Here is a 20,932-nt window from a genome sequence, read left to right as displayed (position 1 = left end):
TTGCCAGGGGGGAGGAATTCGCCAGAGCGGTCGTTAAAAAAACAAAACCCCCAGATTTTCATCCAGGGGTTATCGGGGAACTTCGCGGGAATTACGCTTCGATAGCGGCGCGAAGTTTTTTCATGGCGTTCTTTTCAAGCTGACGCACACGCTCTGCTGAGACGCCGTAGCGGTCGGCCAGCTCCTGCAGGGTGGACTTGTTGTCTTCGTCCAGCCAGCGGGCGCGTATAATCGCCTGGCTACGCTCGTCGAGACCTTCCATCGCGTGGGTGAGTTTGTTTGCAGCCTGATCTTCCCAGTTATCCTCTTCGATGCCGTCGGCAAAGTTAGAGGTTTTATCCTGCAGATACAGAACCGGTGCCATCGGCTGGCTATCCTGCGCATCGTCGTCAGAAGACATATCGAATGTCATATCCTGAGCGGCCATACGGGATTCCATCTCACGCACATCTTTGCTGGAAACGCCCAGCTCACGCGCTACCATTTCGACTTCATCCTGATTGAACCAGCCCAGACGCTGCTTGGCTTTACGCAGGTTGAAGAACAGTTTGCGCTGTGCTTTGGTCGTAGCGACTTTCACAATACGCCAGTTACGCAGCACGTATTCGTGAATTTCCGCTTTGATCCAGTGAACGGCGAAGGAGACCAGTCGCACACCCACTTCCGGGTTGAAGCGACGTACAGCCTTCATCAGACCGATGTTACCTTCCTGAATCAAGTCCGCCTGCGGCAGACCGTAACCCGAGTAATTACGAGCAACGTGAACAACAAAGCGCAGGTGAGACAGGATCAGCGTCTTAGCTGCTTCCAGATCGCCCTGGTAATGCAGCTTTTCAGCAAGCTCCTTTTCTTCCTCAGCCGTCAACATCGGCCAGGTGTTCGCAGCCCGGATATAAGATTCCAGGTTACCAACAGGGGCTAAAGCTAAAGTTTGCATTTCTTTGGTCATTCATTCCTCTCAATTTAGTGTCTTCTGGCGTTTGTTTGTCCCCATCAGGCAACAAGCATGCCAAAGCATTTGAGCAGTGAGACTAACATTCACATTTTTATCAGACCGTGATTTTATCCACAAGTTCCATGTAATGCTGTGAATAAATTACGCACAAATTGTGACATGGACAACTGATTGCGGGGGAGAGCCAACAGGGACTCTTTCCCTGCAGAGTGAAGTACTCATTGCAGGGAAAGATTATACCAGAGATTTTTTACTGCGGGGTAAAGTGACGTAAATGTTGTACGGTGGCAAGCCAGGCGGCCACCCAGCCAATCATCGAGCACACCAGCAGTAATAACAGGCACTCATCGAAGGATAAGCCGCTGATATCAAACTTAGTTCCGAAAACCTGCGCCACTTCAGTGACGGCGGAAGAGAGCCGCATCACCAAAATTTCTGACAGAATCAGTGAAAGAAATGCGCCGGAAAAACCGAGCAATGCGCCGCCATATAGGAACGGGCGCAGGATGAATCCATCCGTCGCACCTATCAGTTTCTGCACGTTAATCGTATCGCGACGGGCGAAGATGCTCAGACGCACACTGTTACCGATGACGAGGAAGACCGCCGCCACCATCAGCACGCCAATCATCGCCGCCACGCGCCCTACCAGCCCCGTCAGGGAGGCCAAACGCGCAAACCAGCTGTCGTCCATACGCACTTCATCAATGCCGTTGATACGGGTGATGCGATCGCGCAGGGTGTTCAGCGAATCCGTGCCCTGGAAGTCCAGTTTCGGAATCACCACCGCCACGGCGGGCAGTGGGTTCTCTTCGAGCATATCCAGCGCGCCGCCAAACCCGGACCAGTTGCGGAACTCGCCCAGCGCTTCGTCGCGCGACAGGTAGTTCACCTTTTCGACGCCCTGCTCCGCCTGGAGTTGCCCCACCACCTGCGCGGCGGCGCTGTCATCCAGCGCCTTATCCAGATACACCGTGATTTGCGGTGACGGATAGTACTGGGAGGCCGCCTCATTGACGTTTTTGTAGACCATATAGCAGACGCTCGGCAGCGTCAGGGAGATGGCGATCACCATCACCGTCAGGAACGTCGCCAGCGGTTTGCTTTTCAGATCCTGCACCGCGCCGTGGAAGGCGTAGCGCACCTGTTCGTTAAAGACGTTGGTCTTGCGAGAGTTTGGCTTCGGCGCCGCTTTCGCACGCTTTGGCGTGTTACGGTTACCCTCTCCGCCGCCCTGCGGCTTGCGGAAGCGGTCGAATCGATTACCAAACTGCCGAATCTGGTTTATTGCGTCGCGCTTATTCAACGTGGCCTCCGTGCAAATGACCTTCGCTCAGGGTCAGCATGCGGTACGAACGACGGGAAATCAGCCCGATGTCGTGCGTCGCCATCAGGACTGTTACCCCAACGCGGTTAAATTCCTCAAACAGCCGCAGGATCCCTTCCGAGAGCGCATCGTCCAGGTTACCGGTCGGTTCATCCGCCAGCAGGACGGCGGGTTTGTTCACCACCGCACGGGCAATACCCACGCGCTGCTGTTCACCGCCGGAAAGCTGAATCGGGAAGTTCTTCGCTTTGTCCAGCAGCCCGACTTTATCCAGCGCCGCCGAAACACGACGGCGGATATCGTCATAGCTGGCACCCGCAATGATCAGCGGGATCGCCACGTTATCAAAGACGGTGCGATCCATCAGCAGGTGGTGATCCTGGAAAATCATGCCGATCTGGCGACGCAGAAACGGCACCTCACGGTTTTTCAGGCGGCTGATATCATGCCCGCTAAAAAAGATGTTCCCGGCGCTTGGCCGCTCGATCCCACAGATAAGCTTGAGCAGGGTACTTTTCCCCGCGCCGGAGTGGCCGGTCAGGAATGCCATCTCGCCCGGTTGCAGGTGGAATGTCACCCCCTGCAACGCTTGTCTCCCACCGAGATAGGCCTTGCTGACGTGTTCAAAGCGAATCATTGTTAATCCTCTCGGGCAAATAGTGCCTCAATAAAGTCGTCCGATTTAAACGGACGCAAATCCTCGATACGTTCGCCGACACCGATGTAACGGATTGGAATGCCGAACTGATCCGCCACGGAGAAGATCACTCCCCCCTTGGCGGTGCCGTCCAGTTTGGTCAGCGTAATCCCGGTCAGCCCGACCGCTTCATCAAACAGCTTCGCCTGGCTGATGGCGTTCTGTCCGGTGCTGGCATCAATGGTCAGCATAATTTCATGCGGCGCATCTTCGTCCAGCTTCTTCATCACGCGGACGATTTTCTTCAGCTCTTCCATCAGGTGCGATTTATTCTGCAAACGCCCTGCGGTATCCGCAATCAGCACATCGATATTTCGCGCTTTCGCCGCCTGGATGGCATCGAAAATCACGGACGCAGAATCTGCGCCGGTGTGCTGCGCAACCACCGGAATGTTGTTGCGCTGACCCCAGACCTGCAGCTGCTCGACGGCCGCTGCACGGAAGGTATCGCCCGCCGCCAGCATCACCGATTTGCCCTGCTGCTCAAACTGACGCGCCAGCTTACCGATAGTGGTGGTTTTCCCGACGCCGTTAACGCCCACCATCAGAATAACAAAGGGCGTTTTGCCTTCAATATTAAGCGGTTCGTCAACTTTTGCGAGAATTTCGCCCATCTCGTCTTTCAGCAGGCCGTACAGCGCCTCGGCATCACGCAGCTGTTTACGGCTCGCGCTTTCCGTCAGTTTCGCGATAATTTTGCGCGTGGTTTCCACGCCGACATCGGCAATCAGCAGCTGCTCTTCCAGCTCTTCAAACAGATCATCGTCGATTTTTTTGCCACGGAACAGACTGATAAATCCGGAACCGAGGTTTTCTTTGGTTCTGACCAGGCTGCGTTTCAGACGCGCGAAGAAACCTTCTTTGGTCGGTTTTTCCTGCTCCTGAACGATCTCTTCCGCCGGGGCCTCATCTTCCGTCTCTTCGACCGGCACCACGATCACCGCTTCTTCTGCGGCTTCGGCGGCCAGCGCCTGGGCTTCCAGCTCTTCATCGGTGATTTCAGGCGCGTTTTCCGCCTCTTCTTCAACGGCTTCAACGATCTCTACGGTTTCCGCTTCTGCCTGCCACTCTTCTGGCGCGATCGCTTCGGCTTTGACCTCTTCCGGCAGCGGCAGCTCTTCGTGCTCAATCACGGCCTGAGGCGCTTCTTCAACAACCGGCTCAACGACAACCTCGTCCGCCTGAGGAACAATCACCGGCTCCGGTTTCTCGATCTCCTGAATCTGTTCGGTCACCTCAACCACGTCTTCAGCGAAGGAGTCGATCTCTTCTTTGCTGTGCGCGGGCTCTTCCGCTTCTACAACCGCGGCGGTTTCAACAGGCGTTTCGGGCTGTGACTGCTCTTCAACCGCTTGCTGTTCTTCGATTTTCTGTTCTGTTTCTTGCTCTTTTTCGCCGAAGCCCAGCCAGGAAAAGAAGCCACGTTTTTTTTGTTTTGCCATCTGCGACGACACTCCTCGCGGTGCTATATACATGGAAGCTATAAAAATGATGAAATAGTCTAACACTTTACCTAATTAACATCACCGCCTGGAATCGCAGGCCAATTGTTAGCAGAGCTTTCCTGAAATGAAGAAAACGAACCGCCCGGCCGGACAAATTCGCATTATTGGCGGCCAGTGGCGAGGCCGCAAACTGCCTGTACCCGACAGCCCTGGGCTGCGCCCGACAACCGATCGCGTCCGCGAGACGCTATTTAACTGGCTGGCTCCGTCGATGGTTGACGCTCGCTGCCTGGACTGTTTTGCCGGAAGCGGCGCGCTCGGCCTTGAAGCGCTGTCGCGTTATGCCGCAAGCGCTACCCTGCTGGAAATGGAGCGCGGCGTTGCGCAGCAGTTGCAGCAAAATCTGGCGACCCTCAAAGCGACCAACGGCAACGTGGTGAATACCAATACTCTGTCGTTCCTCGCGCAAAAGGGCACGCCGCACGACGTGGTATTTATCGACCCGCCGTTCCGCAAGGGGCTGCTGGAAGAGACGCTGACGCTGCTGGAAAACAACGGCTGGCTGGCGGATGACGCGCTTATTTATGTCGAAAGTGAAGTGGAAAATGGCCTTCCGCCGGTTCCCGTTCACTGGGATCTGCACCGCGAACAGGTCGCAGGGCAGGTCGCCTATCGTTTGTATCACCGTGAAGTAGAAGGAGAGCCTGATGCCAGTTCTGATTAATCTTGGCCGTTTGCTGATGTTGGGCGTCTGGGCGTTTCTGCTCCTGAACCTCGTCCACCCGTTCCCACGTCCGATGAACATTTTCGTTAACGTGGCACTGATTTTCACCGCCTTTATGCACGCCCTGCAGATGGTGATGCTGAAAAACGGTCTGCCGAAAGACGGGCCGCCGATGACCGGCTGGCAGCAACTGCGCGTCTTTATTTTCGGCGTGTTCGAGCTGCTGGTGTGGATGAAAAAGTTTAAAGCACAGGCGAAGAAATAAGTCATATGCAGCCCGGTGTACAGCTTTTGTAGACCGGGCCACCCGGCGAGTTACGGCTCGACCGCAAACCCTTCAAACCGCGATCCCTTATAGCTCAACAGCCCGCGATCCCCCACCGTCAGCTGATGGTACTGCTTCTCGTCGAGACGAAACGTCATCTCCAGCCCACCGCTCTGCGGCTTAAAGCTCGCCTCATAGCGCATTAACGCCCCTGCTGGCGTCACCTGTTGCTGCCGGGAACGGCGCTCATTAAGCGCTTTCTCGCGCTTATTGCTCACCACCACCCGTTTTTGTAAGAGCGGCGTGGCGTCATTATCGGCTTTTTCACGGCGCTGCTGCACAAAGCGAAACGAAGCGGCGATGACGATGATGGCCACCACCACCACGAAGAAAAGCGGCATTTTACTCATTGTTGAATCCCATCAGATTATGCGGAAATCAGGATACCGCGGCTTATCCGGCATTGCCAAACGCCTGCTCGCGTCACTACACTGAATCAGAATGTATGATTCAAAAATAACAGATACAGGGAGTTAATATGCTTTGGTCATTTATCGCTGTCTGTTTTTCCGCATGGCTTTATGTCGATGCGTCGTATCGCGGTCCGACGTGGCAGCGCTGGCTGTTTAAACCGGTGACACTGCTGCTCCTGCTGCTGCTCGCCTGGCAGGCGCCAATGTTCAACGCCGTCAGCTATCTGGTGCTCGCAGGTCTGTGCGCCTCGCTGATTGGTGACGCGCTTACCCTCCTGCCGCGCCAGCGTTTGCTGTATGCCATCGGGGCATTTTTCCTTTCCCATCTGCTCTATACCATCTACTTCGCCAGCCAAATGACCCTCTCCTTCTTCTGGCCGCTGCCGCTGATCTTACTGGTCATGGGCGCGCTGCTGGTGGCGGTGATCTGGACACGGCTGGAGGAGATGCGCTGGCCGGTCTGTACCTTTATCGCCATGACGCTGGTGATGGTCTGGCTGGCCGGTGAACTGTGGTTCTTCCGCCCAACCTCGCCTGCGATGTCGGCGTTCTTCGGTGCCGCCCTGCTGCTGATTGGGAATATTGTCTGGCTGGGAAGTCACTACCGCCGTCGCTTCCGCGCGGATAACGCTATCGCCGCCGCCTGCTACTTCGCCGGGCATTTCCTGATAGTCCGCTCGCTGTATATTTAATAGTGCTTGACTCTGGAGTCGACTCCAGAGTGTATGCTGCGGTTAATGAGAATATTATCATTACCGGAGAGTGCCATGTCGACTCCAGAAACACCGAAAAAAGTGCCGCAATTCTCGGCGCTGAAACTCAGCCCCGCGCCTGCGAAAGACGACTGCTGCTGCGACAGCGGATGCGAAACCCAGACGGCACCCGTGCTGCCTGAAAACGGCGAGCGCTACACCTGGATCGTCAACGGGATGGACTGCGCCGCCTGCGCGCGCAAAGTCGAAAACGCTGTCAAACAGGTGGCTGGCGTTAACCACGTTCAGGTGCTGTTCGCGACCGAAAAGCTGCTGATCAGCGCTGAAAAAGATGTCAGTGCGCAAGTCGAAGCGGCCGTCACCCGCGCGGGCTATTCCCTGCGCAGCGAGCAGACGCCTGCCGAAAAAACCTCTCCCCTGCGGGAAAATCTGCCGCTCATTACGCTGATTATCATGATGGCGCTGAGCTGGACGCTGGAACACTTTAATCATCCGTTCGGCAATCTGGCGTTTATCGCAACGACCCTGGTCGGCCTGTTCCCGATTGCCCGTCAGGCCCTGCGCCTGATGAAAAGCGGCAGCTGGTTCGCCATTGAAACACTGATGAGCGTCGCGGCGATTGGCGCGCTGTTTATTGGTGCGACGGCAGAAGCGGCGATGGTCCTGCTGCTGTTCCTGATTGGCGAACGCCTTGAAGGCTGGGCGGCGAGCCGCGCACGCAAAGGGGTCAGCGCGTTAATGGCGTTGAAACCGGAAACGGCAACGGTCGTGGTCGACGGAGAACGAAAAACTGTCGCCATCACCACACTTCGCCCCGGCGATGTAATGGAAGTGGCTGCCGGGGGCCGTCTGCCTGCGGACGGTACGCTCATCACCGCAAACGCCAGTTTCGATGAAAGCGCCCTGACCGGGGAATCAATTCCTGTCGAACGTGAGACGGGCGAGAAAGTCCCTGCCGGGGCCACCAGCGTGGACCGTCTGGTGCAGCTCACGGTGCTGTCCGAACCGGGCGACAGCGCCATTGACCGGATTCTGAAGCTCATCGAAGAAGCCGAAGAGCGCCGCGCGCCCGTCGAGCGCTTTATCGATCGCTTCAGCCGCATTTACACGCCAGTGATTATGCTGATTGCCCTGCTGGTGGCGGTGGTTCCGCCGCTGCTGTTCAGCGCCCCGTGGGAGGCCTGGATTTATAAAGGGCTGACGCTGCTGCTGATCGGCTGTCCGTGTGCGCTGGTCATCTCAACACCTGCGGCCATTACCTCAGGTCTGGCGGCAGCCGCGCGACGCGGAGCGCTGATTAAAGGCGGTGCCGCGCTGGAGCAGCTCAGCCAGGTTCAGCAGATTGCCTTCGATAAAACCGGGACCCTGACGGTTGGCAAACCGCAGGTTACCGGGATCTACCCTGCCGACGACGCATTGCTGTCACTGGCCGCCGCCGTCGAGCAGGGATCGACCCATCCCCTGGCGCAGGCGATTGTGCGTGAGGCGCAGTCGCGCGGGCTGCCTATCCCCGCAGCCAGTGCGCAGCGCGCGCTGATGGGGTCAGGGATCGAAGCGGTGGTCGAAGGACGCCAGGTGCTGATCTGTGCCGCCGATAAATTCCCCGCTGACGCCTTCAGCCAGCAGATCCGCGAGCTGGAACAGGCCGGGCAGACGGTGGTGATCGTCGTTGTCGACGGCCTGGCGAAAGGGGTTCTGGCCCTGCGCGATACCCTGCGTGACGATGCCAAAGAGGCCGTGGCGGCACTGCATAAGCTCGGTATTCAGGGTGTGATTTTGACCGGCGATAACCCACGTGCAGCGGCAGCGATTGCCAGTGAGCTTGATCTGGAATACCGGGCAGGATTGTTGCCAGCAGATAAAGTGCAGGCTGTTACCGGGCTGAACGCTCAGGCACCGCTGGCAATGGTCGGCGACGGCATTAACGACGCCCCGGCGATGAAAGCCGCAACGATTGGGATTGCGATGGGCAGCGGCACCGACGTGGCGCTGGAAACCGCCGATGCAGCGCTTACCCATAACCGTCTGACCGGGCTTGCGCAGATGATATCTCTGGCGCGCGCCACCCGTACCAATATTCGTCAGAACATTACGATTGCGCTGGGGCTGAAGGGGATCTTCCTGGTGACAACGCTGCTAGGGATAACAGGTCTGTGGCTGGCGGTGCTGGCGGATACGGGGGCGACGGTGCTGGTGACAGCGAACGCCCTGCGGTTGTTGCGGCGGAAGTCATAACCGCCGGGCAAAGGCGATAATGTTGTAGGCCGGGTAAGGCGTCGTCGCCACCCGGCAACCGCGATTATCCTTTGCGCAGCAGATACCGGTACGGCAGCGATTGCGTCTCTTGCGCCACCAGCTCGTGTTCCATAAAGGTACAAAAGCCCGGAATATCGCGGGTGGTGGCAGGATCGTCAGCAATGATCAGCAGCGTCTCGCCGGTCTGCATGTTGCGCACGGTTTTACGCACCATCATTACCGGCTCCGGGCAGCGGAGGCCTTGTGCATCAAGCGTGTGGTCAGGGCTGGAAAACAGGTTGGTCATCATCTTCTCATTCACATCAAAAACGGCTGTAGTTTACGCCGCGTTTTCGGCAAAGCAAACCAGGTTAACGATTGCGCGAAAATTAGCCATTGCAATACCCTCCAAAAGCAGTATTATGCGGCGGCTTTAAACCCTACCCCGGTAGGTTTTTATTGGGTTCCCTCACCCCAAATCATAAAAAGGTCACAATATGACGCAGTTCTCTCAATCGCAGCGCGTAAAAGCGTTGTTCTGGCTATCGCTATTTCATCTGCTGGTGATCACCTCCAGTAACTATCTGGTGCAGTTGCCCATCTCTATTTTTGGTTTCCATACCACCTGGGGCGCGTTCAGTTTCCCGTTTATCTTCCTTGCGACAGATTTGACCGTGCGCATCTTCGGCGCGCCGCTGGCCCGACGCATTATTTTTGCGGTGATGCTGCCCGCGCTGTTCATCTCCTACGTCATCTCTTCCCTGTTCTATATGGGAAGCTGGCAGGGCTTTGAAGCGCTGACGCACTTCAATCTGTTTGTCGCCCGTATCGCCGCCGCCAGCTTTATGGCCTATGCGTTGGGGCAGATCCTCGACGTCCACGTCTTTAACCGCCTGCGACAGAACCACCGCTGGTGGATGGCACCGACGGCGTCCACGCTGTTCGGTAACGTCAGCGATACCCTCGCCTTCTTCTTTATCGCCTTCTGGCGCAGCCCGGATGCCTTTATGGCCGCCCACTGGATGGAGATCGCGCTGGTGGACTACTGCTTCAAAGTGTTGATCAGCATTGTGTTCTTCCTGCCGATGTACGGCGTGCTGCTGAATATGCTGCTGAAAAGGCTGGCGGATAAATCCGAAATGTCTGCATTACAGGCTGGTTAAAGGTTCGCTTTATCAGTTGTGATAAGATGGACAAATGAGCCGTTATGGCCGTTTATCGAAAGGAAGAAGTCAATGCGCAATCTGGTTAAATATGTCGGGATTGGCCTGCTGGTTGTGGGTCTTGCGGCCTGTGATAACAGCGATACGAAGACCCCTGCTCAGGGCGCGTCTGCTGAAAGTAACGCCACCGGACAACCGGTGAATTTGATGGATGGCAAACTCAGTTTCTCTCTGCCGGCGGATATGACCGATCAGAGCGGCAAGCTGGGTACCCAGGCGAACAACATGCACGTCTATTCAGACGCCACCGGGCAGAAAGCGGTGATCGTGATTGTCGGTGACGACACCAGCGAAGACCTGGCCGTGCTGACCAAGCGTCTGGAAGATCAACAGCGTAGCCGCGATCCGCAGCTGCAGGTCGTGACCAACAAGTCCATCGAACTGAAAGGCCACACCCTGCAACAGCTGGACAGCATTATCTCTGCCAAAGGCCAGACCGCTTACTCCTCCGTGGTGCTGGGTAAAGTGGACGGCAAACTGCTGACCATGCAAATCACCCTGCCTGCTGACGATCAGCAGAAGGCACAAACCGCTGCGGAAAACATCATTAATACCGTCGTGATCAAGTAATTTTCATCACGATTCAACGGCCTCCGTCGCTTGCGCCGAGGGCCGTTTTTTTAGGCGCCAGGTCAACAACAGCGCCACGCCCACCAGCCCCGCCGCCGCCAGATAGATCATCGGAACGCCCGCCCATGCCATCAGCAGCCCGGCCAGTGGACCGGTCACGCCCAAGGACATATCCATAAATACCGTATAGGTCGCCAGTGCAGAGCCCTGGTTTTGCTGTGGCACAGCTTTCACCGCCACCACGCCCAGCGCCGGGAAGACCAGCGAGAAGCCCGCGCCCGCGAGGAACACGCCGATTTTCGCCACCCACGGCTCGCTGGCAATGCCTGTCAGCAGCAGGCCAACAATCTCCACGGCAAAGCAGATCATGGCCACGTTCAGCCCGCCGAGGCGGTTGATGCCGTTCGGGAAGAGTAACCGCGTGCCAACGAAGGCACAGCTAAACAACGTCAGGGCGAACGCTGCGCCGTCCCAGCCTTTGGCATCGTAAAAGAGGGTGATGAAGGTGGCGATCACACCGAAACCGGCGGAGGCCAGCGCTAGTGCCATGCCGTAAGGCCAGACGCGCCCGAGCACCGCGCGAAACGGCAGCGGTTTACCTTTGTTGGCTTTCACTTTCGGACGCGGCAGCGCCAGTAAAATTGCAATCAGCGCCACCACCATAATGGTGATGGCCAGCCCGTGCAGCCCGCCCCACGCGTAACACACCACGCCAAGCGGCGCACCGAGAGCCATCGCGCCGTAGGTGACAATCCCGTTCCACGAAATCACGCGCCCGATATGCGGCGTGCCGACGACGCCCACGCCCCACAGAGTCGAGCCGGTGCCCGCCAGGCTTTGGCCGATGCCCAGAATCACACGCCCGAGACACAGCAGCGCCAGGCTAACCATCGGCCAGCCGCTGGTGGTCGCCGCCAGCAGATAGCTCAGGCCACTGAGGAAACAGCCGCACAACCCCACCACGACAATACTTTTCGGGCCAAACAGATCCGCGTAGCGCCCCGACTGCGGGCGACTCATCAGCGTGGCGAAATACTGGAGGCTAATCACCAGCCCCGCCCAGAAGGCGCTAAATCCCATCACGTCATGGACGTAACCGGGCAAAACCGCCAGCGGCAGCCCAATGGTGAGATAACTGGCGAAGTTAAACATGACAACAGAAACAATGCGCAGATTGAGGCGCAATCCGCTCAGCGCCGGTTCGGCGGCAGGTACGGGCATGAGGTTCTACCTGGAATTTTGCAACAGTGTTTCACTATTACCACGTCATGGGGCGAAAAGCAGCAGTGACTTTCAGATTAACGGCGTCAAACGCAGCGGTCTCCAGGCGCTACACTTAACGGGCACACAACAAAAGGAATCAGCATGACAACCCCCCAGCCCGACAAGACGGGCCTCCACATTTTATTAAAGCTCGCCTGTCTGGTGGTGATCCTCGCTGGCATTCACGCGGCGGCGGATATTATCGTTCAGCTGTTGCTGGCGCTTTTTTTTGCCATTGTTCTCAATCCGTTAGTTACCTGGTTTATTCGACGTGGCGTGCGGCGTCCGCTTGCCATCACCATCGTAGTCATTGTGATGCTCATCGTGCTGACCGCGCTGTTTGGCGTGCTGGCGGCGTCGCTGAGTGAGTTCTCCACCCTGCTGCCGAAATACAATAAAGAGCTGACGCGCAAGATTGTCGATCTGCAGCAGATGCTGCCGTTCCTCAACTTGCACATCTCCCCTGAACGCATGCTGAGACGCATGGACTCCGAAAAAGTCATGACCTTCGCCACCACCCTGATGACCGGGCTTTCTGGCGCGATGGCCAGCATTTTACTGCTGGTGATGACGGTGGTGTTTATGCTGTTCGAAGTGCGCCACGTACCGTACAAACTGCGTTTCGCCCTGAACAATCCGCAAATCCACATCGCCGGGCTGCACCGCGCCCTGAAGGGTGTTTCACACTATCTGGCGCTGAAAACGCTGCTGAGCCTGTGGACCGGGGCGATTGTCTGGCTGGGGCTGGCGCTGATGGGCGTGCAGTTCGCGCTTATGTGGGGCGTGCTGGCGTTTCTGCTCAACTACGTGCCTAACATCGGCGCGGTGCTCTCTGCCGTGCCGCCGATGATTCAGGCGTTTCTGTTCAACGGCTTTTACGAATGTATGCTGGTGGGCGCGCTATTTCTGGCGGTGCATATGGTGCTCGGGAATATCGTCGAGCCGCGCATGATGGGCCACCGTCTGGGTATGTCGACAATGGTGGTCTTTTTGTCATTATTAATATGGGGATGGCTACTTGGCCCCGTGGGAATGCTCCTTTCGGTGCCGCTGACCAGCGTCTGTAAAATATGGATGGAGACCACGAAAGGCGGCGGGAAACTGGCGATTCTTCTCGGACCAGGACGTCCGAAAAGCCGACTCCCCGGATAACGTTTTCAGCATAAACCTACCAACCGGGGTAGGTTTACGTTCCTCATCAGGTCTATACACTCTATGCCGATTTTTTTAAATCGGCATAATTGTTATATTTAAGTGAATATTCTCTTAGCAAAGCCGATAACAAAATCGTTGTCTACATTGCTATCGCGTTAATTAAAGTTAAATTGGCAATGAAAAAAAAGAAATAACGCAAGAATGATATTTATCGCAATGGTTTCAATTTATCTTAAGGATTATATTGCGTGAATATCGCGGACGAAATCACTATTATTGATACGGAGTTGTTGATGAAGAAGATTGTGAAATGGTGTGCGGCGTTTGCCATTATGGGTGCGCTGGCAGGCTGTGCGCGTACTGCCCCGGTTGATCAGGTTCATTCTACTGTCAGCGCGGGCCATTCTGCGGAGCAGGTTAAGTCGGCGATTCTGAAAGCCGGTCTTCAGCGCGACTGGATTATGACCGAAGTCAGCCCGGGTGTGATCAAAGGCCGCCTGCAGGCACGCGACCATAGCGCCGAAGTGCGCATCCCGTACACGGCCACAAGCTATTCAATTAATTACGAAAATAGCCTAAACCTGAAAGCCAGCGACGGTAAGATTCATAAAAATTACAACCGTTGGGTTCGCAATCTCGACAAAGATATTCAGCTGAATCTCGCCAGAAGCGCCGCGCAGTAAATTTGTTTAAAGTCGGGCCGCTATCGGCCCGATAACGTATTTCTCTGACCAGTTAAAGGTTACGCAATAATGTACGAAACGGATTCGCTCAGTGCGCTGGATGCCATTACAGAAGCACAACGTATCGCTTTTGCTCCGATGTTGTTTCAAACCGCGCTCTGTCTGCGTAACTCTGGCGTTTTAGCCTGGCTGGATAAACAGGGAAAACAGGGTGCATGCCTGGATGAGATTGTTGAAAATAGCACACTGAATGAATATGCAGTGAGCGTCCTGCTGGATATGGGATTAAGCGGACGGATCGTTACCCATAAAGAGGGGCTGTACTACCTGGCAAAAATAGGCCATTTTCTTCTGCATGACACCATGACGCGCGTAAATATGGATTTTACCCAGGACGTTTGTTATCAGGGTTTATTCCACCTCTCCGATTCCCTTAAACAGGAAAAACCCGCGGGATTATCGGTATTTGGCGAATGGCCGACTATCTATCCTGCATTGTCGCAATTACCGGCGCAGGCGAAAGAGAGTTGGTTTGCGTTTGATCATTACTATTCTGACGCCGCTTTTGATGCCGCTTTGCCATATATATTCGCAAGCAAGCCGACAAAATTGTACGATGTAGGCGGAAATACCGGTAAATGGGCATTACGCTGTTGCCGCTATGATGAAAATGTCGCCATTACGATCCTCGACCTCCCGCAGCAAATAGCGCTGGCGCAGGAAAATATCGCAATTGCAGGATTATCTCATCGCATTGGGTTCCATGCTGTCGATATGCTTAGCAACGCGGCACTGCCGGGCGAAGCTGACGTGTGGTGGATGAGCCAGTTCCTCGACTGCTTCTCTCCCGATCAGATTGTCACCATGCTGGGAAACGTGGCTCAGGTCATGAAGCCGGGCGCACGGTTATGCATTATGGAGCTGTTCTGGGATGCCCAGAAATTCGAAGCGGCCTCGTTCAGCCTGAACGCGACCTCGCTCTATTTCACCTGCATGGCGAATGGCAATAGTCGCTTTTATAGCGCCGAGAAATTTTATCACTACCTGGAGCAGGCGGGTTTCCACGTAGAGCAACGACTGGACAATTTAGGGTTAGGGCATACCTTACTGATTTGTCAAAAAAACGAACAATAAATTCTGTGAAATACCTGACGGCTGACGCCGTTATTTAATGACGATAGATCGCGGACGCGCGTAGATGAAATTTGCACTTAACATTATCGACTGGCAGGCCAGAGCACCGGGTCTCAGTGATGCCGAACAATGGCAGGCGTGGTCACGCGATTCGATCGCCATTGATCCCACTGCGCCACAGGCAAAACTCACTGATTTGCCGATGATGACCGCGCGTCGCCTCAACTCTGGCAGCAAGCTGGCCGTCGATTGCGGCCTGTCGATGCTGCGCAAGCACGCCATCGACGCCGTGGTCTACACCAGCCGTCACGGCGAGCTGGAGCGCAACTACCGCATTCTGCATGCCCTGGCGACGGATCAGGCCGTGTCGCCCACCGATTTCGCCATGTCTGTGCACAACTCTTCCGTGGGTAATCTCACCATCGCCGCGCGCCAGCCGATTGTCTCCTCTTCCCTCTCCGCCGGGCTGGACACCTTCCAGCAGGGCTTATGTGAAGTGCTGTGCATGTTGCAGGCGGGTTACGCCCGCGTTCTGCTGGTCGATTTCGACGGTTCACTGCCGGTGTTTTACCACCCTCATTTACCCGCACACATGCCCACCTGGCCGTATGCGATGGCGTTAGTCATCGAAGCCGGTAATGCGCTGCGCTGCGAAACCCGTTCTGGCAGCCTCGGCGAAGAGCCGCCGTTGCCGCAAAGCCTGATGTTCCTGCAACGTTATCTTACTGGCGAGCCGCAGTTTGTGGTTTCCGGTGAGCGCCTGCTGTGGCAGTGGTCCCGCGCATGAACGCGTTAGCCAGCACGATTAATCGGCTATGGCGTCTGGTCATGACCGGATTCTGCTTCGCGCTGTTTGGCGTGGGCGGTCTGCTGCTGTCGCTGGTCTGGTTTAATCTCCTGCTGATTGTTCAGCGCGATCGCGTCAAACGCCGTCGGCTGGCACGCCGCAGTATCGCCGCCAGCTTTCGTTTCTTCATGAACGTCATGCGCCTGACGGGCGTGCTGGATTACCGCATTGATAACCTTGAGACCCTGCGCAGCGAGCGCGGTTGCCTTGTCATCGCCAACCATCCGACGCTGATTGATTACGTAATCCTCGCCTCGGTCATGCCAGAAACCGACTGCCTGGTGAAAAGCGCCCTGCTGCGTAACCCCTTCGTCAGCGGCGTGATTCGGGCAGCGGATTATCTGATCAACAGTGAAGCAGATACCCTGCTCGCCGCCAGCCAGCGACGTCTGGCACAGGGCGATACCTTACTGATTTTCCCCGAAGGCACGCGCACCCGCGTCGGGGAAGCGATGACGCTGCAACGCGGTGCGGCCAATATCGCCGTGCGCTGCGGCAGCGATCTGCGGGTGGTGGTGATCCACTGCAGCGAGCACCTGCTCGATAAAAAAAGCCGCTGGTACGACGTACCGCCGCGCAAGCCCTTCTTCACGGTTGATGTCCGTGAACGGGTCAATATTCATGATTTTTACGATGCAACAGAACAAGAACCGGCTCTGGCAGCGCGCCAGCTGAACCGGCATCTGCAGCATCGCTTAACATCAGGCCTTCAATCTTTGTCAGGAATTAATGATGCAAGCGCTTTATCTTGAAATTAAAAATCTTATTATCTCTACGCTGAATCTGGACGAACTTACCGCCGACGATATCGAAACGGATGCGGCGCTGTTTGGTGATGGCCTGGGCCTCGATTCCATCGACGCGCTGGAGCTTGGCCTGGCAGTGAAAAACCAGTACGGGGTTGTGCTCTCTGCGGAAAGCGAAGAGATGCGTCAGCACTTCTATTCCGTCGCCACGCTGGCATCATTTATCCATGCCCAACGCGCCTGAGAACGAATTTGCTATGACAGAACAAAATGCCATTTATCAGGAAGTCTGCGGACTCCTGACCAAACTGTTTGAAATCGAACCGGACGCGATCTCTCCCGAGGCGCGCCTGTACGAAGATCTGGAGCTGGACAGCATCGACGCCGTCGACATGATTGTTCACCTGCAGAAGAAAACAGGCAAAAAAATCAAACCTGAAACCTTCAAATCGGTGCGTACCGTTCAGGACGTGGTGGACGCTGTAGAACAGCTTCTGCGCGAAGAGTAAGACGCCATGCGTGGCGGACGATCTTTTCCGGCCATCCCGCTGCTGACGGGGCTGATGCTGCTCGCCTGGCCATTTCTGATTGGCTTTGGGCTGACGCACAACAGCCTGCACTGGCTGCTGCCGCTGATGGCGCTGCTGGTCTGTCGCCTGCGTCAGGCGCGGCATAACGCCGGGCCGATGCGCTTTGTGGTGCAAAGCGTGGCGCTGGCGGGCATTGCCCTCTGCACGGCGAGCTATCTGCTGAAAGCGCACCAGTGGCTACTGCTCTATCCCGTGGTGGTGAATCTGGTGATGCTGGCCGTGTTTGGCGGTTCTCTGTGGACGGCTATGCCGCTGGTCGAACGGCTGGCGCGTTTGCGCGATCCCCAACTGCCGCCGGAAGGCGTTCGCTACACCCGCAATGTCACCCGCGTGTGGTGCGGATTTTTCATTGTGAACGGTTCGGTGGCGTTGTTTACCGTCATCCACGGCGATATGCGGCTCTGGACGCTGTGGAACGGCATGATCGCGTACATCCTGATGGGGACGCTCATGGCGACGGAGTGGCTGGTGCGTCAACGGGTGATTAAAAAAAGTGAAGCACATGACTAAACCCCTTCCTCTGGGGCAGTGGCTGAACGCGCCGCGCCCGGATGATACGCCGATCGCCTGGCTTGACGATCACACCTGGACACTCGGGCAGCTCCGTCACGACGTCTCCTCCCTGACCAACATGCTCCGTCAGCAGGAGGGCGAGCGCTGGGCGCTGTGCTTTGAAAACAGCTACCTGTTTATCGTCGCCCTGCTCTCGACGCTGCATGCGGGAAAAACGCCGGTGATCCCCGGTCATAGCCGCGTGTCGCTGCTTGAAGAGCAGCGCGCACTGTTCAGCGGCGTGCTGAGCGATCAAACCCTGAGCTATCAGGGCCGTCTGATCGTGGTGAATTCAGCCCGTCGCAGCGCAGACGCCTTTACGCCGTTGCCGCCGATTGGCGAAGACAGTTTTGTCGAGCTGTTCACCTCCGGCTCGACCGGCGCACCGCGGCGCATCATAAAGCCTGTCGCCCGCCTCGATCGCGAAGCCAGCCTGCTGGCCGACCGTTTTGGCGAGCGTCTGACGGGCTGCAGTATTGTCGCCTCCGTGGTGCCGCAGCACTTGTACGGCCTGACGTTCCGCATCTTTTTACCCCTGTCGCAGGGGCTGCCGCTGCACGCGGCAATGCTCTACTACGCCGAACAGCTGGCGGCGCTGCCCCATGACCGGCGCTACGTATTTATCAGCAGTCCGGCGTTTCTGAAGCGTCTCGACACCCAGCTTGCGCCGCCTCCCGTGGCAATGCTGCTCTCTGCGGGCGGTATGCTGCCGTGGGATGATGTCACCGCCACGCATCGCTGGATGAACGTCTGGCCGGATGAAATTTACGGCAGCACTGAGACCGGCATTCTGGCCTGGCGGCATCGTCAGGAGGCGTCGATTCCGTGGCTTCCGTTCCCCGGCGTGCATTTCCGTCACGAAGGGGAGACCTGCCATGTCACCTCGCCGCTGATCCACGAGGCCGAAGGCTTACCGCTCGACGATATCCTGCACTTTGAGGATAACGGAACGTTCAGCATCGCCGGTCGCCGTGGCCGGGTGGTCAAAATCGAAGAGAAGCGCGTTTCGCTCAATGAAATTGAGCAGCGTCTGCTGACGCTGGACGGCATTCGCGAAGTCGCCGCCCTGCCCGTCACACGCGGGGGTCGCCAGGGTATCGGCGTGCTGCTGGTGCTGAACGACGACGCGCGTCAGCGTCTGCATCAGCAAGGTAATAAAGCGCAGGAGTTTGCCTGGCGCCGCGCCCTGCTGCCGTGGCTTGAGCCGGTCGCCGTGCCGCGCTACTGGCGGATCATCGATGAGATGCCCGTCAACAGCATGAACAAGCGTGTCTATGCGCAGTTACAGGAGTTATTTCATGAAAATCCATGAAATCGAGCGCCACCAGTCGCAGCCACAGAATCTTGAGATTGTCCTGCATCTCGACCCGATGCTGTTCTGGTTCCAGGGCCATTTTGCCGTGCAGCCGCTGCTGCCGGGCGTCGCACAGCTCGACTGGGTGATGCACTACGCCACCACGCTGCTGGCTCCGGAATACCGTTTTCACAGCATTCAGAATGTAAAGTTCCAGGCGCCGCTGCTGCCGGATGCCACCGTCACGCTGACGCTCAACTGGAATGCCGAACGCCAGATCCTCACCTTTAGCTATCAGCGTCACGACGGCGACGCGCGCCACACCGCCAGCAGCGGGAAGATCCGGTTATGTCGCTGACGTTCCGCCCCTGCGTGCTGATCCCCTGCTACAACCACGGCGCGATGATGGCGAGCGTGCTGTCGCGGCTGGAATCGTGTGCACTGCCGTGCCTGATCGTCGATGACGGCAGTGACGAGCGCACCCGTCTGGAGCTGGAACGCCTGGCGGGTGCCTATCCGCAGGTCACACTCATCCGGCTGCCGGAAAATGCCGGCAAAGGCACGGCAGTTATTCATGGGCTGGAGGCGGCTTCCCGCGCAGGGTTTACCCACGCGGTGCAGGTGGATGCCGACGGACAGCACGCCATTGAAGATATTCCGCAACTGTTAGCGCTGGCCGAACGCCACCCGGCTGCGCTGATCTCCGGCCAGCCCATTTATGATGATTCGATCCCCCGCTCGCGCCTCTATGGCCGCTGGATCACCCACGTCTGGGTGTGGATCGAAACCCTGTCGCTGCAGCTGAAAGATAGCATGTGCGGGTTCCGCGTTTATCCTGTGGCCCCCACGCTGAAACTGGCAGAACACGCCACCCTCGGCAAGCGGATGGATTTTGATACGGAAGTGATGGTCCGCCTCTACTGGCAGGGCAACACCAGCTATTTTGTGCCGACGCGGGTGACCTATCCCCACGATGGCCTGTCTCATTTCGATGCCCTGAAAGACAACGTCCGCATCTCCCTGATGCACACCCGCCTGTTCTTCGGCATGCTGCCGCGTATGCCTTCGCTTCTGCTGCGTCGCCGTCGCGAGCATTGGGCCGAGCAGCAGGAAGTAAAAGGGCTGTGGGGCATGCGCCTGATGCTGCGCGTCTGGCAGCTTTTTGGACGCCACGCCTTCAGCCTGCTGCTGTGGCCGGTGATCGGCGTTTACTGGCTGATCGCCCGCCCGGCGCGACAGGCGTCGCAGCAGTGGCTGGCGCGCGTGACTGACGTACTTCACGCACAACATCGCCCGCTGCCGCCGCGCTGTAACAGCTTTTTCCACTTTATGCGCTTTGGCAATTCGATGCTGGATAAAGTCGCGGGCTGGCGCGGCGAGTTGAAGATGAACCGGGATGTGGTCTTTGCGCCCGGCGCGCGCGAAGCGCTGAACGTTGAGGCCCCACAGGGCAAGCTGCTGCTGGCCTCGCATCTCGGCGATGTCGAGGCCTGCCGCGCGCTGGCCCAACTCGACGGCAGCAAAACCATCAACGCGCTGGTGTTCAGCGATAACGCCCAGCGCTTTAAACAGATCATGCAGGAGATGGCCCCCCAGGCCGGGCTAAACCTGATGCCCGTCACCGATATCGGGCCGGAAACCGCCATCGCCCTGAAAGAGAAGCTCGATCGCGGTGAATGGGTGGCGATCGTCGGCGATCGCATCGCCGTCAATCCTCAGCGCGGCGGCGAGTGGCGCGTGATCTGGAGTGAGTTTTTGGGAAAACAGGCTCCGTTCCCGCAGGGGCCATTTATTCTCGCCTCTATTCTGCGCTGCCCGGTGGCACTGATTTTCGCGCTGCGCCAGCAGGACAAGCTGCATATTCACTGCGAAACCTTTGCCGATCCGCTGCTACTGCCGCGCGGCGAGCGCCAGCAGGCGTTGCAGCAGGCCGTTGATCGCTATGCACAACGCCTCGAGCATTACGCGCTCATGTCGCCGCTCGACTGGTTTAATTTTTTCGATTTCTGGCATCTGCCGGATGCCAAAGAGAAGGAGTAAA

General features: G+C 57.1%; 24 protein-coding genes. 17 read left to right on the top strand and 7 right to left on the bottom strand.

Going from position 1 to position 20,932, the window contains the following annotated elements:
- Nucleotides 1-91 precede the first annotated feature (91 nt).
- The 4 genes from rpoH to ftsY form a co-directional block, all read right to left on the bottom strand.
- Complete coding sequence (gene rpoH / locus ABIE11_RS17550; protein WP_059180334.1) at nucleotides 92-949, bottom strand: RNA polymerase sigma factor RpoH; 858 nt, start codon at nucleotides 947-949, stop codon at nucleotides 92-94.
- 256 nt (nucleotides 950-1,205) lie between these two features.
- Entirely contained in the window at nucleotides 1,206-2,261 is a 1,056-nt protein-coding gene (gene ftsX, locus ABIE11_RS17545; RefSeq protein WP_100778553.1) for a permease-like cell division protein FtsX, read from the bottom strand.
- The gene (ftsE, locus tag ABIE11_RS17540) at nucleotides 2,254-2,919 is read right to left on the bottom strand and encodes a cell division ATP-binding protein FtsE (RefSeq protein ID WP_100778552.1); all 666 of its coding nucleotides are present in this window, start codon (nucleotides 2,917-2,919) and stop codon (nucleotides 2,254-2,256) included. The genes ftsX and ftsE overlap by 8 nt, the downstream gene beginning before the upstream one ends.
- Before the next feature lie 2 nt (nucleotides 2,920-2,921).
- Nucleotides 2,922-4,421: a signal recognition particle-docking protein FtsY gene (gene ftsY, locus ABIE11_RS17535; RefSeq protein ID WP_268195029.1), complete on the bottom strand. Its 1,500-nt coding sequence runs from the start codon at nucleotides 4,419-4,421 to the stop codon at nucleotides 2,922-2,924.
- Nucleotides 4,422-4,548: 127 nt separating this feature from the next.
- Here ftsY and rsmD point away from each other — a divergent pair, with 127 nt between their 5' ends.
- Both rsmD and ABIE11_RS17525 read left to right on the top strand, forming a co-directional pair.
- Nucleotides 4,549-5,148, top strand: coding sequence for a 16S rRNA (guanine(966)-N(2))-methyltransferase (gene rsmD, locus ABIE11_RS17530; protein WP_100778550.1), 600 nt, complete (start codon nucleotides 4,549-4,551; stop codon nucleotides 5,146-5,148).
- The gene (locus tag ABIE11_RS17525) at nucleotides 5,132-5,413 is read left to right on the top strand and encodes a DUF1145 family protein (protein ID WP_100778549.1); all 282 of its coding nucleotides are present in this window, start codon (nucleotides 5,132-5,134) and stop codon (nucleotides 5,411-5,413) included. Before rsmD ends, ABIE11_RS17525 begins: the two co-directional genes overlap by 17 nt.
- Nucleotides 5,414-5,463: 50 nt before the next feature.
- On the opposite strand, the gene ABIE11_RS17520 is transcribed toward ABIE11_RS17525, so the two are convergent.
- Nucleotides 5,464-5,823, bottom strand: a complete 360-nt coding sequence (locus ABIE11_RS17520) for a DUF2500 domain-containing protein (protein ID WP_429184989.1) — start codon at nucleotides 5,821-5,823, stop codon at nucleotides 5,464-5,466.
- A 128-nt stretch (nucleotides 5,824-5,951) separates the two neighbouring features.
- Here ABIE11_RS17520 and ABIE11_RS17515 point away from each other — a divergent pair, with 128 nt between their 5' ends.
- Entirely contained in the window at nucleotides 5,952-6,578 is a 627-nt protein-coding gene (locus ABIE11_RS17515) for a lysoplasmalogenase (protein WP_100778547.1), read from the top strand.
- Between the two features lie 75 nt (nucleotides 6,579-6,653).
- Complete coding sequence (gene zntA, locus ABIE11_RS17510; protein ID WP_429184988.1) at nucleotides 6,654-8,834, top strand: Zn(II)/Cd(II)/Pb(II) translocating P-type ATPase ZntA; 2,181 nt, start codon at nucleotides 6,654-6,656, stop codon at nucleotides 8,832-8,834.
- 64 nt (nucleotides 8,835-8,898) lie between these two features.
- On the opposite strand, the gene tusA is transcribed toward zntA, so the two are convergent.
- Nucleotides 8,899-9,141 carry a sulfurtransferase TusA gene (tusA, locus tag ABIE11_RS17505; protein WP_100778545.1) on the bottom strand — a complete coding sequence of 81 codons (243 nt, stop codon included), beginning with the start codon at nucleotides 9,139-9,141 and terminating at the stop codon, nucleotides 8,899-8,901.
- A 190-nt stretch (nucleotides 9,142-9,331) separates the two neighbouring features.
- Between tusA and ABIE11_RS17500 the strand changes: the two genes are divergently transcribed.
- A complete protein-coding gene (locus ABIE11_RS17500) occupies nucleotides 9,332-9,997 on the top strand; it encodes a 7-cyano-7-deazaguanine/7-aminomethyl-7-deazaguanine transporter (RefSeq protein ID WP_100778544.1) in 666 nt (221 codons plus the stop codon).
- 72 nt (nucleotides 9,998-10,069) lie between these two features.
- Nucleotides 10,070-10,627: a DcrB family lipoprotein gene (locus ABIE11_RS17495; protein ID WP_100778543.1), complete on the top strand. Its 558-nt coding sequence runs from the start codon at nucleotides 10,070-10,072 to the stop codon at nucleotides 10,625-10,627.
- Nucleotides 10,628-10,633: 6 nt separating this feature from the next.
- Here ABIE11_RS17495 and ABIE11_RS17490 read toward each other — a convergent pair whose 3' ends face one another.
- Nucleotides 10,634-11,848 carry an MFS transporter gene (locus ABIE11_RS17490; RefSeq protein WP_429184987.1) on the bottom strand — a complete coding sequence of 405 codons (1,215 nt, stop codon included), beginning with the start codon at nucleotides 11,846-11,848 and terminating at the stop codon, nucleotides 10,634-10,636.
- Nucleotides 11,849-11,992: 144 nt separating this feature from the next.
- Between ABIE11_RS17490 and ABIE11_RS17485 the strand changes: the two genes are divergently transcribed.
- The 11 genes from ABIE11_RS17485 to ABIE11_RS17435 all read left to right on the top strand — a co-directional run bounded on the left by ABIE11_RS17485 (nucleotide 11,993) and on the right by ABIE11_RS17435 (nucleotide 20,931).
- A complete protein-coding gene (locus ABIE11_RS17485; RefSeq protein WP_100778541.1) occupies nucleotides 11,993-13,042 on the top strand; it encodes an AI-2E family transporter in 1,050 nt (349 codons plus the stop codon).
- Nucleotides 13,043-13,338: 296 nt separating this feature from the next.
- Nucleotides 13,339-13,728: a hypothetical protein gene (locus tag ABIE11_RS17480; protein WP_100780797.1), complete on the top strand. Its 390-nt coding sequence runs from the start codon at nucleotides 13,339-13,341 to the stop codon at nucleotides 13,726-13,728.
- 69 nt (nucleotides 13,729-13,797) lie between these two features.
- Nucleotides 13,798-14,862 carry a methyltransferase gene (locus ABIE11_RS17475; RefSeq protein ID WP_429184984.1) on the top strand — a complete coding sequence of 355 codons (1,065 nt, stop codon included), beginning with the start codon at nucleotides 13,798-13,800 and terminating at the stop codon, nucleotides 14,860-14,862.
- A 64-nt stretch (nucleotides 14,863-14,926) separates the two neighbouring features.
- Nucleotides 14,927-15,649, top strand: coding sequence for a beta-ketoacyl synthase chain length factor (locus ABIE11_RS17470; RefSeq protein ID WP_429184983.1), 723 nt, complete (start codon nucleotides 14,927-14,929; stop codon nucleotides 15,647-15,649).
- The gene (locus tag ABIE11_RS17465; protein ID WP_429184982.1) at nucleotides 15,646-16,461 is read left to right on the top strand and encodes a lysophospholipid acyltransferase family protein; all 816 of its coding nucleotides are present in this window, start codon (nucleotides 15,646-15,648) and stop codon (nucleotides 16,459-16,461) included. The genes ABIE11_RS17470 and ABIE11_RS17465 overlap by 4 nt, the downstream gene beginning before the upstream one ends.
- Nucleotides 16,442-16,699, top strand: a complete 258-nt coding sequence (locus tag ABIE11_RS17460; RefSeq protein WP_100778537.1) for a phosphopantetheine-binding protein — start codon at nucleotides 16,442-16,444, stop codon at nucleotides 16,697-16,699. The genes ABIE11_RS17465 and ABIE11_RS17460 overlap by 20 nt, the downstream gene beginning before the upstream one ends.
- Before the next feature lie 13 nt (nucleotides 16,700-16,712).
- Complete coding sequence (locus tag ABIE11_RS17455) at nucleotides 16,713-16,964, top strand: acyl carrier protein (RefSeq protein ID WP_100780796.1); 252 nt, start codon at nucleotides 16,713-16,715, stop codon at nucleotides 16,962-16,964.
- 6 nt (nucleotides 16,965-16,970) lie between these two features.
- Nucleotides 16,971-17,555, top strand: a complete 585-nt coding sequence (locus ABIE11_RS17450) for a hypothetical protein (RefSeq protein ID WP_429184980.1) — start codon at nucleotides 16,971-16,973, stop codon at nucleotides 17,553-17,555.
- Complete coding sequence (locus ABIE11_RS17445) at nucleotides 17,548-18,909, top strand: acyl-CoA synthetase (protein ID WP_102105301.1); 1,362 nt, start codon at nucleotides 17,548-17,550, stop codon at nucleotides 18,907-18,909. The genes ABIE11_RS17450 and ABIE11_RS17445 overlap by 8 nt, the downstream gene beginning before the upstream one ends.
- Complete coding sequence (locus ABIE11_RS17440; RefSeq protein WP_100778534.1) at nucleotides 18,896-19,249, top strand: hydroxymyristoyl-ACP dehydratase; 354 nt, start codon at nucleotides 18,896-18,898, stop codon at nucleotides 19,247-19,249. The genes ABIE11_RS17445 and ABIE11_RS17440 overlap by 14 nt, the downstream gene beginning before the upstream one ends.
- Nucleotides 19,240-20,931 carry a glycosyltransferase family 2 protein gene (locus ABIE11_RS17435; RefSeq protein ID WP_429184979.1) on the top strand — a complete coding sequence of 564 codons (1,692 nt, stop codon included), beginning with the start codon at nucleotides 19,240-19,242 and terminating at the stop codon, nucleotides 20,929-20,931. The genes ABIE11_RS17440 and ABIE11_RS17435 overlap by 10 nt, the downstream gene beginning before the upstream one ends.
- Nucleotide 20,932 lies beyond the last annotated feature (1 nt).

Origin of the sequence: Lelliottia sp. 489 (assembly GCF_050435885.1) — a bacterium.
Classification (GTDB): domain Bacteria; phylum Pseudomonadota; class Gammaproteobacteria; order Enterobacterales; family Enterobacteriaceae; genus Enterobacter; species Enterobacter nimipressuralis.
Note: the sequence above shows the minus strand (reverse complement) of the source record. Positions and strands in the feature narration are given on the sequence as shown.

Coding starts and splice junctions, on each gene's coding strand:
- rpoH (WP_059180334.1), bottom strand. CDS start 949: ATGACCAAAGAAATGCAAACTTTAGCTTTAGCCCCTGTTGGTAACCTG.
- ftsE (WP_100778552.1), bottom strand. CDS start 2,919: ATGATTCGCTTTGAACACGTCAGCAAGGCCTATCTCGGTGGGAGACAA.
- ftsY (WP_268195029.1), bottom strand. CDS start 4,421: ATGGCAAAACAAAAAAAACGTGGCTTCTTTTCCTGGCTGGGCTTCGGC.
- rsmD (WP_100778550.1), top strand. CDS start 4,549: ATGAAGAAAACGAACCGCCCGGCCGGACAAATTCGCATTATTGGCGGC.
- ABIE11_RS17525 (WP_100778549.1), top strand. CDS start 5,132: ATGCCAGTTCTGATTAATCTTGGCCGTTTGCTGATGTTGGGCGTCTGG.
- ABIE11_RS17520 (WP_429184989.1), bottom strand. CDS start 5,823: ATGAGTAAAATGCCGCTTTTCTTCGTGGTGGTGGTGGCCATCATCGTC.
- ABIE11_RS17515 (WP_100778547.1), top strand. CDS start 5,952: ATGCTTTGGTCATTTATCGCTGTCTGTTTTTCCGCATGGCTTTATGTC.
- zntA (WP_429184988.1), top strand. CDS start 6,654: ATGTCGACTCCAGAAACACCGAAAAAAGTGCCGCAATTCTCGGCGCTG.
- tusA (WP_100778545.1), bottom strand. CDS start 9,141: ATGACCAACCTGTTTTCCAGCCCTGACCACACGCTTGATGCACAAGGC.
- ABIE11_RS17500 (WP_100778544.1), top strand. CDS start 9,332: ATGACGCAGTTCTCTCAATCGCAGCGCGTAAAAGCGTTGTTCTGGCTA.
- ABIE11_RS17495 (WP_100778543.1), top strand. CDS start 10,070: ATGCGCAATCTGGTTAAATATGTCGGGATTGGCCTGCTGGTTGTGGGT.
- ABIE11_RS17490 (WP_429184987.1), bottom strand. CDS start 11,848: ATGCCCGTACCTGCCGCCGAACCGGCGCTGAGCGGATTGCGCCTCAAT.
- ABIE11_RS17485 (WP_100778541.1), top strand. CDS start 11,993: ATGACAACCCCCCAGCCCGACAAGACGGGCCTCCACATTTTATTAAAG.
- ABIE11_RS17480 (WP_100780797.1), top strand. CDS start 13,339: ATGAAGAAGATTGTGAAATGGTGTGCGGCGTTTGCCATTATGGGTGCG.
- ABIE11_RS17475 (WP_429184984.1), top strand. CDS start 13,798: ATGTACGAAACGGATTCGCTCAGTGCGCTGGATGCCATTACAGAAGCA.
- ABIE11_RS17470 (WP_429184983.1), top strand. CDS start 14,927: ATGAAATTTGCACTTAACATTATCGACTGGCAGGCCAGAGCACCGGGT.
- ABIE11_RS17465 (WP_429184982.1), top strand. CDS start 15,646: ATGAACGCGTTAGCCAGCACGATTAATCGGCTATGGCGTCTGGTCATG.
- ABIE11_RS17460 (WP_100778537.1), top strand. CDS start 16,442: ATGCAAGCGCTTTATCTTGAAATTAAAAATCTTATTATCTCTACGCTG.
- ABIE11_RS17455 (WP_100780796.1), top strand. CDS start 16,713: ATGACAGAACAAAATGCCATTTATCAGGAAGTCTGCGGACTCCTGACC.
- ABIE11_RS17450 (WP_429184980.1), top strand. CDS start 16,971: ATGCGTGGCGGACGATCTTTTCCGGCCATCCCGCTGCTGACGGGGCTG.
- ABIE11_RS17445 (WP_102105301.1), top strand. CDS start 17,548: ATGACTAAACCCCTTCCTCTGGGGCAGTGGCTGAACGCGCCGCGCCCG.
- ABIE11_RS17440 (WP_100778534.1), top strand. CDS start 18,896: ATGAAAATCCATGAAATCGAGCGCCACCAGTCGCAGCCACAGAATCTT.
- ABIE11_RS17435 (WP_429184979.1), top strand. CDS start 19,240: ATGTCGCTGACGTTCCGCCCCTGCGTGCTGATCCCCTGCTACAACCAC.